Genomic DNA, 13,907 nt, shown 5'->3' on the forward strand with positions numbered 1-13,907 from the left:
CACGATGTGCTCAAATTAACATGCTACCGAACAAGCAAGGGGTCGTCCAGAGCAAAGGAATGAGAGAGTTCTACCGCGCCTTTGTCTGGTAGACATTTTAATTTGGCCACCTTTACTTGACTAATAATTAGCTCCAAGCTGCTAACCATCTGATTAAAAAGATTTGCGTTCCATCGAATCGCCGAGCAGCTCGGAAGCACTGCTGTTAGTGCTTGAATCTCTTTTTGTTGCGATAAATCGTTGTAAGATGACTGTTCTAAGCGAACCAGCGCATTCAGGGGGAATTCACTACGACGATAGCAATGCGTTTTACCACTCCAGGGTGTGCCAAAGATTAGTACCTGGTTGTCTCCGCAAATACGAATCGCTGGATTATCATCGTTGAGAAGACCAAATTCAGGAAGGTACTTCATCCATAACCGGGAGTGCGTGCTTTTTCCCGTGCCACTTTTGCCTAAAAAAGCAACCGCAGCGTGGCCATTTTCTACAACTGAAGCATGTATCAATAGAGTCCTATAAGCTAAACATGCTTGCCCAAAAGCAACCATAATTAACCAACTTAATTTGTTGGTATTAAACAATTCTTCGGCTTCTGGATAAATGACGGAACGGCTGAAATCCTTTTCACTACACATTAGCCAGTCGCTCTTTTGCCTGGTCCCTAGAATTGAGGTAAAATAGTTGTCGGAGCTTTCTTCAAATCGAAAACGTTCCAGCCAAATCACGGATATATCACTCAAGATTTTTCGCGGCGGCAAGTTAGAAATGTTTGTATTTCTTTTAATCGCGATGGTCATCATCGGATCGATCTTGGGTGCGGCGCACCTAAACGGCAAAAAGCTGGGCAAAGCCCGATCGATTTCCAGACCCAAATAATCCACGATTTTAATGACATGGTCCGCAACACGATAATAAAAAGTTGCATGTATCTCCATTTTTCTTCCTACTGTTTGACGGTCATCGCGTTTTCACGCATTTCCAAAATGTGTTTAAAATATTGCTTTTGACTGAGATCGTGCGTAACAAAAATTAAAATTTTGTCAGCTCCAATTTCCAGTAGATTTGTAACAAGCTTATGAGCTGTCTGTTGATCCAGAGCAGAAGTAACCTCGTCGAAGAGCCATACCTTAGCCGGTAGTAAGATTGCTCGAGCGATGGCTAATCGTTGTATCTGTCCTTCCGATAGGCCAAATCCGGATTCTCCAACAACGGTATCCAGTCCTTCTGGTAAATTCCATACAAATTCGGCGCAAGCCACTCCAAGCGCATGCTTCAATTGAACTTCACTGCTCCAATCATTGCCAAATAACAAATTTTCCCGGATGGTACCATTAAACAATTTCTCACCTTGGGGAACGAATGCAAAGTTACAACGGTACGTAGCGTTCATGAGTCGATTTTGCGACCCTTCTTTTAAGACAATTGCACCTGCTTGCGGATCTATAAGTCCCAGAATTGCTCTTAACATGGTGGACTTGCCCAAGCCACTTGAGCCGAAAACAAGTGTGGGTTCACCACGCTTAAATAAAAAGCTCAAATTGCACGTTAACAACTTACCCTCCACTTGCAAGGATACATTTGATAGTCTTAGTTCATCGAGCTCATTTAAGACACTATGCTCCGCAATTTCCTCGCTAGGTTCATTCAAAAGTTCTTCGAGCCGCTCGACCGAGCTCCCCACGCGAACCAGTGCAGGTAAATAACCTACTAAGGTAGCCACAGGCGCTTGCAAGCGAATCACAAGTTGCAAAAATGCGGACATCGTCCCTACGGTGATTAATCCATCATTCAAAGATAATATCCCCCAAACGAACGTCACAATATAACTGATACTAAACCCCAATCCCCATATTCCTCTGGAAAAAAGAGAAAAGCCAATTAATCGCTTTTTAATACCAAAAATTTCGCCTTGATCTTTCTCGATGCGCTCCCATCGTGGTTTATCTTGGTTCATCGATCTAATCAACAAGCGCAACCGCAGGTTGTCTTGTATAGTCTTCCCCAGCTGACTCTCGGCCAGCTTAAGTGATTTTTGAAGATCGCGTAGTTTACGAAAATAGAACTTGGAAAATAATAAAAGCGGAGTGATTAACAGCAATACCGCTGCTAACCAAGGATCCATCCAGTAAAGAAACCAGGTGGCCGCTACAATTTTAAGGAGACTAATCAGGCAAGCGATAAGCGTTTGCGCAGCAGCAGTCACGATCTCCTGGGTGTCGTTTAAAACGCGCACCATTAAGTCTCCAGTATGCTTTTTTTGCCCATCCCAAGGCACAGAAATTTGTTTTTTAAGGACCAGCTTCTGCAAATCCACTAACATTAAGGCTTTATTACGCTCATTGAGAAACGCAGCAAATTGCATGCAAGCAAACGACAGGATGATACATGAAGCGGTTACCAATAGCAACATGCTGAGGCTTTCGCTGCCATGATGCACAGCGCGGTCTATCGATCGTTTAGAAAACCAAATAAACGCTAAACTGAATGATAGCCCTAGGAGTTCAAACAGAAAATAATAAAATAGTTTGTATTTATAGGTCTTAGAAAACCGCAGAATCCAGTGAAGCTGATGTTTTGTTATCATCACTGTTAACTTTACTTGAACGACTTGATGTACAACTGATAAATTGGAAAACTTAGGGCTTCCATCGGTGCTACGCCTAAAAATCGTCGGAAGTTTTCGAAAAGTCTTTCTTGCCGATCAACACGCCCTCCCGGATTATTTTGATCAGGGTGCAAAGGATCAAAGAAGCCAAAATTCCCTGTTCGTAGAATGTGATCTGTCATCCACTCGGCGCCTTTATATGGGATAATAGGGAAAGGTAGATATTCCTCTGGCAGGTGAAACAAATCCACTAACATTCGATGTAATAAATGGGCCCATTTCAGCATGCCAAGTTTAGCATACACCTCTCGCAGCCGATCATGATCTAGCCGTTTTCCATAAGAGAAGTATAAGCGGCAAGCGTCACAAAGTTGGCGCAGCCCAATACCGTAGGTTACTTGATGTTTAAGTATATGTGCATTTACCTGCACAATGTTCAACAAGTCACTTGGTATCTCGACCGATGTATGCCCAAATGTTCGGCTGATAGGGCGCTTCAGTTCTTCATGAACAAAATCTTCGACAAACGACTGGATGAAAGGGTTACGAAGTTGGACAATACGTCGATGCTGTTCAACTTCAAAGCCCCGCCAATAGAATCCACAACTGTATCTATTCTTACTTAGAAGCGATCCTTGGTTTTCAGCAACCAAGTGCTGCGCATCTTCAAAATCATCTTTAAATGGGAAAAACCAATCAATATCCCCACTAGTTCGCAAGCTTGGATCTGCATAGTATGTGGAAACTCCATGCCCTTTTTGGAGAACACATCTCAGGCCTTTTTGTTGAAAGAGGTGATACTGTTGAGCAATGGCCTTTTCCATCGCTGCATTTTTCCGTTGCACGCGGTCCACACGAACCAGCCATTTCAACATGATGTCTGCGGGCGGTAATAGCTGTTCAGGAAGTTGCTGAACAGCAGTGGCAACCATTGCTTCTACGGTTTGATGTATTGACATCTGAAAGACTTCACGCCAATCCTGACCAGATAAATTTTCAAAGAAAACGGGATTTGGAACTTCTCCCCATAGCGATGCCCGAAGGGCCTCCAACATCGCCTGAGTTGTTGGTCGTGTTAAAATCATGTCGCTTATTCAATAATTACTTGATTGGCTTTCAATTGATTTACCAGTAGCTTAGAATCTCTATGGGCAGTTTCAGCATCAATTTCATACTCTTGCATCAGTAAATTGGCCACATCTGCTAAGTCAAAATCTCGTCCTTTTAGTGCTTCCATGAGGAATGCCGAGGTGGCATTAAAGCTAAAAACACGCGACATATCCACGGTACCTTGATCCGGGTCTACGACAAGGTAATCCTTCCCAACTCTTCTTAATATAAACGGCTCTTTTAGTCTCATATTAGGATATTTAAATTCATTGCTGCACGGGCAAGAATAGAAAAAATTAAAACAGAGCAATCCCTAAAGGAGTTGCTCTGTCTGAAATAGAATAGATATATTGTTAATTACGCACGCAACGAACGTTCTTTAGTGTTGAAGTTAATACATCAATACCAACCGCGCTTACCAACAATTCTCCAGTACGTTTCGCTCTAACAAATGGCGTTCCTGTAGGAAATCCCAAAACCTCCTGCTGTTCGGTTGAGGCCAAATGTCCCCAAACACCTAAATTCACCAAACCTAAGATACTCGCTGGCGCATTCGATGCCCAAATAGCGGACTGCGAACCATAGCTACCGCCTAAGAGGTTAGCTATCGCTGACAAATCAAGATCCAAGAAACCGTTTGGAAGTACGCCTAAACGTGGCAATTGCCCATTGTAGTAAAAACGTAAATTATTGGAACGAGCATCGAACGCGGAATTTGCCACGCTCGTTGTGTTGTATTGCGCATACTTACCTGTAGCACTTCCGTCACCCGGTGTTGATTCCTGAGTTTCATCCCTTGCTCCCAGCAATTGTCCTACAGAGCTTAATAGGGTCGATAAAAGCCCTTGACCATTCGAAATGCTATATAAATCATCGGCAGTTGGTTGACGCCAAACCCCTTGCGGATATACCTGCGCACATGGATCCTGTCTGCTCGCAGCATTCACAAATTGTCCAGGCGTTAGCGCGCCATAGGCAAAATAACTCTTAGCATCCGATCGCTGCGCATTTGTTGCGTAGAATCGGTAAGGGTTACGTGTACCAGCCGCAAAATAGAGGTTTGAGCGCGACCATCTTACCGGTTGTCCCGAATTCGAATTAGTTACGGTTGATAAAGCAGATTCTACCAAATTGTAAAGGATACGGTGCGTCTTACCAATTTGAGGTGTTACAGATACTGCCGAGAAATTAACTGGTGTTGCCGAAAAAGTTCTCGTGACTGCAGTCTCACCCGCAACTCCATCAGCCGCATGTGCTAACTGAAGCGATGCTACGCTCACAGAAACGGAATTCGCTGTGGTTGAATCTACGGTATAAGCGTAAGCTACTTTGCGATCGTTAAAGCCAGTCTCTACGTTGGAAAAACTAGCCCAATTTATCGTTTGCGTATGATTTTGCAAATTGGAATATTGTCCAGTGAAGATGTCGATTGTTCCCGACTTCACCGCAAGTCCAGTCACTGCAACCGTAGCACTATTCATATTACCAAACATTCCCATTGAATTCAATTCAATTGCCAATCGAGAGGTTTTATGTTTAAAGACGATACCTAGAGGAAGCGCTCCTGTAGCATTTAACGGCACTGATAAGGTTCCTGCCGCATGCAGCACGTCTTTGCCGCCTGCTAATGCGATTGCGCTGCTACCGCTTGTTACATCTGGAACATCGTCGGTATTGTTATAACTCAACGCATACCATTTGTAGTTCTGGCCAGCAACAATAGCAACTTTTCCAGTGGAATTTGCCGTTAAGGCATTGGAGCTTACGAAGGTCCCATCTTCTTTATAAAGAAAGAGGCGATATTTTACTCCTGGCCCAATCGCTTCAGCACGTGCTGCTCCGCTGTTGGACTTCAAGTTTGTGCCTTGAATTCTTATGCTACTACTTTGCTCAAGATGGTTGTCGACCGAAACGACGGCATCAAACTCTTCATAGGAGCGTACTAATGGCTTAGACTCGCTCTTCAAAGCCGCTTTTTTGTCTCCCGAATTGTCCAAGTTTTCTTGAATTCCCGAGATACTGACGCTTAGTTGCAATTTATCGTTAGTTTCCACTTTTTCGATATCCTTCGACTTATTACAACTTGCCACAAACTGGCTGACCATCGCTAATATAAGAGCACTAGCTACTTTATTAGCAAGATTTTTCATTAATACTGATTTCATGATTCAAAAATGTTGATTTATTAAAAGTCCCCATTTGAACCGCCACCAGTACCACTATCCCAATCGCTAAGCGATTCGGAAGAATTGCCGGAGGCCGCGGCAATACCTTGCTCTAACTCTACGATGAACACCTGAAATATCGGTGCTTCGTAAACTTTTTTTACGTTGTTTTCCATTATAATACACTTTTGGTTAAAATTTTTAATTTATTTTTTCATGAAGATTTTTTTGAATAAATATATTCGGGTTAATTCTATCGTTAATTGTCTGGATGCAATTTCAGGCTAAAAACAAAAAGTAAACGCGTATTTTTTAAATAATCAGTAATTGGTTCAGTGCTGTCTCTGCATTCATAAGTTTGAACAACAATTTTAATGAAAAGTTTCCAAAATGGCAAGTTTTTTTTATTTTGTAGCGCGCCAACCACAGTTATTAACATCTAAAAAGAATATTTACTTAAAAAGAATATAGTTTCCCTAACAACAAATGTTTAGACATGTATACAGTTACATTGGCATCATTCAAAAAACACGAAGTAATAGAAAATATCACCAGATGATTTTCGTAAGAGAGCTCATCTGGATTGTACGATCAAATTAGACGCCGGGATGGAACCAAGCATACCAAAATTTCTCAAAAAAAGACGTTCTGACTTGGACGCGCTTCGAGCGTTAGCTATCCTCATTGTGTTCGGCTATCATTTAAATATACCTTTCTTGAAAAACGGATTTATCGGAGTGGATATTTTTTTCGTGTTGTCGGGCTATTTGACTACCGCAGTGTGTCTTGAAAATCCAAAAAATCTTCGTAAAGAATTAATATCGTTTTATAAGCGTAGAGCTAACAGGTTAATTCCAGCATTATTCTTTATGCTGCTCTTCTGCGGATTATTAATTTGGATTTTGGTTCCATTAAAAACAATCGATTTTGCACAAAACGCATTATTAAGCTTATCGTTTACCTCAAATATTTACTATTACCTCACCTCCGGATATTTTGCCACTAGTTCACAGTTGAACTTTTTGTTACACAGCTGGTCGCTTTCCCTAGAATTTCAATTTTACCTCTGTTATCCATTACTTATATTCGTTTTCCAAATTAAGGGCAGACAATCCCGCCAACAGCTTGAAAATCGTTTCCTACTACTCCTATTAATTTCTTTTATTTGTATGTTAATTTTGAGTGTACAAGACGAAAGAGCTGCATTCTATCTTTTGCCCTCACGGCTGTGGGAATTTATAAGCGGTGCATTAGCCTTCCTCTCCTATAAACGTGTCGTAAACGGTTTATCCAGTAGATTACGGCAAGTAGGTGCCTTTGTTTGTTGGTTGATTCTTCTAGCCAACACGCTCCTTGGAGGTCATGTAATTGGGATGGAGGGCTGGCCTTGGATAGTTGCACTCACCGTGCTATCGGTAGTTGGAATCATCTTATTTGATGTTCAAGTTTTTGAATCAAATATCATTACTTGGCTTGCGAAAAATTCATACGGAATCTATCTTTGGCACTGGCCACTAATTGTACTATGTACATATTTAGGAGTAAGCCTATCCTTCACAGTTTCCGCTGTATTGATCGTGTTAACTATCTTATTTGCAAATGTAAGCTATCAATTCATAGAGTCTAAAAATCTTTTTACAAACACGAAGCTTCAAATTTTAGGGCTAGTTACTTTAAGTTTAAGCGCGATCTTAGTTCATCCAAAGGCTAAAGATGTTATTATGAATAGTCAACAACTTCGTGACTTTCAGTTATTACATCAATACAAAACTGAGAAAACACCTTTGCAGTACGGTTTTCTGACTACACATCTACAACACCATGAACCGTTTAATTTGCTCAATATCACAAGTCGATTAAAGCTATCAGATTCTGGAGGTAACTATTTACTGCTCGGCGACTGCCATGCTGGAATGTTTTCTTATACGCTCAAACGTATCGCCCAGCAAAAGGGAATCAATCTAATTGTATTCAGTATGGACGAAACATTCCCTGCATCCAACGCTTTAGGAAAATTTGTTGGCCCGCAGGATCAAATGAATTATATATTTAACCAGCTCATCCCCTCGCACTACCAAAAACTGGATAAAGTTATCCTAATGGCAGATTACTCCAATTACTCGGCGAATGAGCTGAAAGCATTCTTTACGCACAATCGATCCTATTTTAGCCAATTCAAACTACCCATCGTATATATAGGGCAAACTAAAAAATATCGGATTGAGTTTCCGGTAGCCTCATCCCAACATGAGCGTTGGAAAATTCCGTTAGCGCAATATGAGCTATCTGCGCCATATCGTGTGAACAGATTCATCAAAACACTTCCTGAGATACATTACGTTGATCTGCTAAGCTCTCAATCGAGCAACGCTGGAAAAGACGGTCAACTATTCATGTATGATACCAATCATTACACTATCGGTGGGACGGAGAGGCTCTCGAAATTACTAGAAACAAGCATTTTCAAATAAACGATAATTATAAAAAACCCTTCCTGACCTAGCAAGAAGGGCCACTTAACCAAAAGTGTATTATCCAACTTAAAAAAGTTGAATTGCAAGTATACTCAGATGGTCGGTATTAAAAAATAAAATAGATCATTTTTGTGGCGATGATACCACAAAAAAAAAAGCAAAATCCTAAAATAAGCCGCTTATCTTTTGTTTAAATGAGACTTAGCGATACCAGAACAAACTTGTTAAAATTTGTTAAAAGGACTGGATTGTAAATTTTCAAGCGTGTATCCACCGTTCCAACAAATACATGCACCTCTCGCCCAGTAAATTCTATCGCTCTGTTAACCTCACTTCAAAAAGTTTCGTCCAGTCTTTACCAGTTACTAAGAAAGTTTTTGTCTCGGCCTTGTACGCAATACCGTTCATCTCATTATCCGCTGACTTTCTTACGCCATCATAAAGGCCAACGAAATTAATTACACCCTCTACAACACCGCTAACCGGATCTATGATGACGACTTCGTCCTTAGATTGGTCGTAAATATTAGCATATAATTTGCCTTCCACATATTCCAATTCATTGATTTTATCCACTGGACCCTTATCATCAAATATTCGAACTGAAGATGTTTCTTGCAAATTAGTCGGATCTAAAAAATAAATGTTTGACGAGCCGTCAGATTTGATAAACTGTTTACCATCGTAGGTCAACCCCCAGCCTTGTTCACTCTTGCCATAGTCGAAAGATTTAATCAACTTGAAATTAGCTTTATCGTACACAAAGCCTTTCTTATTCAACCAGGTTAGGAAATATATCTTATCTCCGACAACGGTCATTCCCTCTCCAAAGTAAGTTCCATCCCCTTCCATCTTTTGAAGAACTTTCCCTGTTGTTAAATCAACTTTTCTCAGAGAACTACGTTCTTCTTTGCCAGTTGATTCGAAGAGCGTACCATGCTCATAAAATAATCCTTGCGTAAATGCTGTAGAGTCGTGTGGGAAAGTATTGACCACTTCGAATCCATAGGTCTTCGGTGCCGGTGGAACAACAAGCAAATCACTGTAGGCTATATCTTCCTTCCCTTCAGCATAAATTTTCGCACTCAATCTTTTGCTCCCAAAACCATGCTTTTCTGTATCAAAAACTACGGAGGATGTATCCCGTTTTCGGTCAAACACATTTCCGTCGATCGAATAAACCACAGAATCGATCGCGACGTCGTTAAAATTTACTTTAAGTTGTAATTTTTCGCCTTTAAGCACCTTTGAACCCGACTTGGGATTAACAAATTCAAATTTTCCCTTCTGGGTTTTACATCCATAAATAAACAGGAAGGGTAGCACGACGGCTAAGCCAAGATATTTAAGTTTAAATTTCATATTAATAGTTCCAAAATGCATCTTTGATATACCTTAATTTACTTTTTATAAAACGGATCAAACCTGATTTAACCGCTAAAATTATTTCCAAGTGTAGAGAAATTTACTGAACTCCTTAGTGTGATTTAATCGAAATACTTTGAAGCCAAGTTTTTTTCGCCCAGTCCCTATCTCGCTGCGGAAATTCCTTACTTGACGACAATATTTCCTAACAGCTGGCCCAGCAATTGCTCGCCTTCTTTAAGCTTCTGATATTTAGCCAGCAAAATTTGCATGTCGGCATCGTCAACAGTGAGCTTTAATTCTTCACGAATGCTTTGCATTTGCACTTCTATTTTATTTTTCTTAACCCTGTAGATAATTTGGATAACCAATGATTTTAACTGATCCAATTCTTCAGGCACAAATATCTTTCGCTTATCATCACTCCAACTAGGACTGAGTTCATACCTGTCCACTACAGAATCTACCGCTAGTGTGGATACTTCAGTGTTTTCATGCGAAAAGAAGAATTTAGCTTCGGGCACTTGGAAATGCTCAGCCTGTTTAATAAACTCGTCGACGATCAACTTACAAGTCTTATCCGTAATCTGGATATCATCAAGACTCGCTAATAAATAAGGTGCTACAGGCACGTCACCATCACCCTCCCAGTGAACTAATTCTCGACCATAATTAAGTAGAATTCGAACTAACTCCTTCTCCAGACGAAGCTCTGCTGACTCTATTTTTGCTGGCTCTACGGAAGGCGCTTCTGCACCCATTGCAGCTAGCATCTCGGCTGGAAACCATTCATCTCCGCCGGGAGGTACATTGGGGGTCGATTGAACTTGCTGTTGAGCCTGATTTTCCTTTCGTTCTTTCGAGCGCGCCTTTCCAAGTCTGATTTTATTAAGTTCAGAGAGAAGCACACGTTCTTCGATGTCTAATAGTGTACTACACTGACGAATGTAAACTGACACCTTAATTTCGTCAGGGATCAATGCAATACTTTCGACCACCTCACGGATTACCTCGGCACGCTTTATTGGATCATCTTTCGCGTCACGAAGGAGTATATTCGTCTTATAGAAAACGAAATCTTCTTGATTTTTCTCTACATATGCGCGGAATTCACTAGCTCCGTACTTTTGAATGTATGAATCCGGATCATTCCCATCGGGGAAAAGAAGAACTTTCACATTCAACCCTTCCTCCAGTAACATATCGGTTCCTCGCAATGAAGCTTTGATACCAGCTTCGTCACCGTCATACAAAATCACAACCTGCTTCGTATATCGAGAAATGAGCTTGATTTGCCCAGTCGTTAGAGACGTTCCAGATGAAGAAACAACTTGCTCTACCCCTGCTTGATGACAAGAAAGCACATCGGCATATCCTTCAACTAAAAAACAAACATCATGTTCAAGAATAGCCTTCTTGGCAAGATGTAATCCATAAAGTACATTGGATTTGTGATAAATCTCGCTTTCTGGTGAATTTACATATTTAGGAACTGTCTTATCTTTCTTCAGTGTTCGACCACCAAAACCAATAACACGTCCTGTTAAATTATGAATTGGGAAAATTACACGACCTCGAAAGCGGTCATATAACGACTTGTCGTCTCGTTCAACAGCTAGACCTAGCTCAGTTAAATATTCTTTCGCATAGCCTTCCTTAGCCGCCTCATCGACCAAACTAGTCCACGCTTCTGGAGAATATCCTAAGTCGAACTTTTTAATGATGTCATCGCGGTAACCTCTTTCATGAAAATAGCTTAAGCCAATAGATTGACCAAGCTCCGTTTCCCACAAAGTTTGTTTAAAGTATTTGGATGCCCATTGATTGAATACATAAAGACTCTCTCTTTTATCTTGCGCCGCCAGTTGAGCTGGTGAACGCTCGACTTCTTCAATCGGTATATTGTATTTATTTGCCAAATATCGGATTGCCTCGGGATAAGCATATTTCTCATGCTCCATCACAAATTTTAAGGAATCTCCACCAGCCCCACAGCCGAAACACTTATAAATTCCTTTATTAACCGAAACGTGAAACGAAGGCGTCTTTTCATTATGAAAAGGACAATTTCCAATTAAGGATGTCCCCCGCTTCTTTAAGTCAACAAAATCCCCAACGACCTCCTCAATTCGAGCGGCGTCTATTACCTTTTCTATCGTTTCTTTTCTGATCATCCTTGTTAAACAAAGATAACGCTCCTATTGCGAAAGAAAGGTTAAAAGACGCTAATTATTTTCACGCTATTTTGTAGCAACATTATCATTGATGTGGTCTAGTTTGGAGAATATAGAGTTCTTAGAAATATACTCTGGTACAATTTCCTTAACCAACTCCACCAATAGCATTGGATTATGATCACCAGCAGGTGTAACAACTTGCTTGCACAAATACTCGATTTTTTGTCTTTTGACGTCCACATCGTCCGTATTTACGCGGGCAATCATAATTTTGGTATGATGTGTTTTGCTGGTATTTTCATTATCCGCCAGTAGCTCTTCAAAAATCTTCTCACCTGGACGAAGGCCTGTTATTTCAATATTAATATCTTCAGGATATTTGTACCCTTTAAGACGTATCATACGAATTGCTAGGTCGATTATCTTGACTGGTTGACCCATGTCAAAAACATATATCTCACCTCCCTTACCCATTACCGCTGCCTCTTGCACTAATTGACAAGCTTCTGGTATCGTCATGAAATATCGAGTAATATCTTGATGCGTAACCGTCAATGGTCCACCTTTTTTCAACTGCTTTTCAAATAGAGGGATAACGGAACCATTTGATCCGAGTACATTACCGAACCGAGTAACAATATAATTTGTCTTAGAACTCTTATTTAAGCCAGATACATAAATCTCTGCAATTCGTTTAGTGGCTCCCATAACGTTGGTTGGATTAACCGCCTTATCTGTCGAGACCATAACGAACTTTTCTGCTCCATACTTGTCCGCCATATCGGCTATGTTCTTCGATCCCCAAACATTAGTTAATATCGATTCATACGGATTCTGCTCCATTAAAGGAACATGTTTATAGGCTGCAGCATGGAATACGATTTGTGGTTTGTACTGCTCAAAAACGGAAGCCATAAACTGGCGATCTCTGACATTGCCCACCATAAATAGTATATTGTCCTTCTGGCAACTACTTTTTAACTCTTGTTGAATATCATACAACGCGGACTCAGCCTGATCAATTACGATTAAGTTTCTAAAATCTGCGAATGAAATCTGACGTACTAATTCGGAACCAATAGAACCAGCGCCCCCCGTTACTAAAATGACTTTATCCCGCATCATCTCGTGAACTACCGGATTCTCCAATTTGATCGCCTCGCGACCTAATAAATCATCAATTTTTAACGTACGTAATTGTCTTGTTGCCGCCTTCCCGCTAAGAAGCTTTGCCGAAGTCGGCATAATCTTCAGTTTCACGGGTAGTGGCTCTATTCTAGATGAAATATTCGACAGACGTTCTTTGTTGTTATCGTCTAAAGCGATAATAATGCTATCAATTTGAATCTTCTTCACGAACTCAGGCGTCAGTTTTTCCATATCAACAATTTTATAACCATTGATCATTTTTCCTATGCGATTTCGGTTATCATCCGCGAATGCTACAATTTTCACTTTTCTTCGAATTTCATTTCGAAGCAAGTTTAATGTAATTGTGCCCATGTTACCCGCACCAAATATTAAGACTCTTTCAACCTCTCTGCCACTAAAGAAAAACTTTTCATATATCGTTCTATAAAACACACGAGCCGCAACCAAACATACCGTAATAAAAAACGCATGCGTAAAAATCACTGCGTATGATGGTCTAAAAAAGACACTCATCAACTCATGTTTTTCGTACAGACTTCGAATAACGAAGGAGGTCAACATCAAAATAACAAATGCGAAAAATATTGCTTTCATTATTCCCCAAGCATCTCGAAGACCAGTTTGACGAACAATTCCTCTATAAGTTTTAAAATAGAGAAAGGAAACGTAGTATACCGCCATCACATAAACTGACTTGTTAACCATCATTTCAACATCGAAATTTCCCTTGAAACTGTTTACAATGAAATTTGTAAGATAATAACAAAGAAGGACGATAATCATATCAATTAATAGGATAACCCACCTTGGGCTGTCCTTACGGAAGTAACGTCTTAGAGAATAAATGTCCATTTTCTGG

General features: G+C 40.5%; 10 protein-coding genes. 1 reads left to right on the forward strand and 9 read right to left on the reverse strand.

All coding sequences use genetic code 11. The features are described 5' to 3' along the window. Window positions 1-23: 23 nt before the first annotated feature. The 6 genes from GFH32_RS17175 to GFH32_RS17200 all read right to left on the reverse strand — a co-directional run bounded on the left by GFH32_RS17175 (window position 24) and on the right by GFH32_RS17200 (window position 6,056). Window positions 24-935 (reverse strand): hypothetical protein, encoded by a 912-nt coding sequence (locus tag GFH32_RS17175; protein WP_153512770.1) that lies wholly within the window; start codon window positions 933-935, stop codon window positions 24-26. A gap of 8 nt (window positions 936-943) precedes the next feature. Continuing rightward, on the reverse strand, window positions 944-2,584 hold the full coding sequence (locus GFH32_RS17180) for an ABC transporter ATP-binding protein (protein WP_153512771.1): 1,641 nt from the start codon (window positions 2,582-2,584) through the stop codon (window positions 944-946). Window positions 2,585-2,595: 11 nt separating this feature from the next. Continuing rightward, window positions 2,596-3,690 (reverse strand): nucleotidyltransferase domain-containing protein, encoded by a 1,095-nt coding sequence (locus GFH32_RS17185; protein ID WP_153512772.1) that lies wholly within the window; start codon window positions 3,688-3,690, stop codon window positions 2,596-2,598. Between the two features lie 5 nt (window positions 3,691-3,695). After that, entirely contained in the window at window positions 3,696-3,965 is a 270-nt protein-coding gene (locus GFH32_RS17190; RefSeq protein WP_153512773.1) for a PqqD family protein, read from the reverse strand. Window positions 3,966-4,068: 103 nt separating this feature from the next. Then, window positions 4,069-5,880, reverse strand: a complete 1,812-nt coding sequence (locus GFH32_RS17195) for a hypothetical protein (RefSeq protein ID WP_153512774.1) — start codon at window positions 5,878-5,880, stop codon at window positions 4,069-4,071. 20 nt (window positions 5,881-5,900) lie between these two features. Further along, window positions 5,901-6,056 (reverse strand): hypothetical protein, encoded by a 156-nt coding sequence (locus GFH32_RS17200; RefSeq protein ID WP_153512775.1) that lies wholly within the window; start codon window positions 6,054-6,056, stop codon window positions 5,901-5,903. A gap of 432 nt (window positions 6,057-6,488) precedes the next feature. Between GFH32_RS17200 and GFH32_RS17205 the strand changes: the two genes are divergently transcribed. Next, the gene (locus tag GFH32_RS17205; protein WP_153512776.1) at window positions 6,489-8,351 is read left to right on the forward strand and encodes an acyltransferase family protein; all 1,863 of its coding nucleotides are present in this window, start codon (window positions 6,489-6,491) and stop codon (window positions 8,349-8,351) included. Between the two features lie 315 nt (window positions 8,352-8,666). Here the strand turns inward: GFH32_RS17205 and GFH32_RS17210 are convergent, their stop codons facing one another. The 3 genes from GFH32_RS17210 to GFH32_RS17220 form a co-directional block, all read right to left on the reverse strand. Next, window positions 8,667-9,716 carry a glutaminyl-peptide cyclotransferase gene (locus GFH32_RS17210; RefSeq protein ID WP_153512777.1) on the reverse strand — a complete coding sequence of 350 codons (1,050 nt, stop codon included), beginning with the start codon at window positions 9,714-9,716 and terminating at the stop codon, window positions 8,667-8,669. A 188-nt stretch (window positions 9,717-9,904) separates the two neighbouring features. After that, on the reverse strand, window positions 9,905-11,893 hold the full coding sequence (gene dnaG, locus GFH32_RS17215) for a DNA primase (RefSeq protein WP_153512778.1): 1,989 nt from the start codon (window positions 11,891-11,893) through the stop codon (window positions 9,905-9,907). Between the two features lie 66 nt (window positions 11,894-11,959). Then, the gene (locus GFH32_RS17220; protein ID WP_153512779.1) at window positions 11,960-13,900 is read right to left on the reverse strand and encodes a polysaccharide biosynthesis protein; all 1,941 of its coding nucleotides are present in this window, start codon (window positions 13,898-13,900) and stop codon (window positions 11,960-11,962) included. Between the last annotated feature and the right edge of the window lie 7 nt (window positions 13,901-13,907).

This window comes from Sphingobacteruim zhuxiongii (genome assembly GCF_009557615.1).
Classification (GTDB): domain Bacteria; phylum Bacteroidota; class Bacteroidia; order Sphingobacteriales; family Sphingobacteriaceae; genus Sphingobacterium; species Sphingobacterium zhuxiongii.

Coding starts and splice junctions, on each gene's coding strand:
- GFH32_RS17175 (WP_153512770.1), bottom strand. CDS start 935: ATGGAGATACATGCAACTTTTTATTATCGTGTTGCGGACCATGTCATT.
- GFH32_RS17180 (WP_153512771.1), bottom strand. CDS start 2,584: ATGATAACAAAACATCAGCTTCACTGGATTCTGCGGTTTTCTAAGACC.
- GFH32_RS17185 (WP_153512772.1), bottom strand. CDS start 3,690: ATGATTTTAACACGACCAACAACTCAGGCGATGTTGGAGGCCCTTCGG.
- GFH32_RS17190 (WP_153512773.1), bottom strand. CDS start 3,965: ATGAGACTAAAAGAGCCGTTTATATTAAGAAGAGTTGGGAAGGATTAC.
- GFH32_RS17195 (WP_153512774.1), bottom strand. CDS start 5,880: ATGAAATCAGTATTAATGAAAAATCTTGCTAATAAAGTAGCTAGTGCT.
- GFH32_RS17200 (WP_153512775.1), bottom strand. CDS start 6,056: ATGGAAAACAACGTAAAAAAAGTTTACGAAGCACCGATATTTCAGGTG.
- GFH32_RS17205 (WP_153512776.1), top strand. CDS start 6,489: ATGGAACCAAGCATACCAAAATTTCTCAAAAAAAGACGTTCTGACTTG.
- GFH32_RS17210 (WP_153512777.1), bottom strand. CDS start 9,716: ATGAAATTTAAACTTAAATATCTTGGCTTAGCCGTCGTGCTACCCTTC.
- dnaG (WP_153512778.1), bottom strand. CDS start 11,893: ATGATCAGAAAAGAAACGATAGAAAAGGTAATAGACGCCGCTCGAATT.
- GFH32_RS17220 (WP_153512779.1), bottom strand. CDS start 13,900: ATGGACATTTATTCTCTAAGACGTTACTTCCGTAAGGACAGCCCAAGG.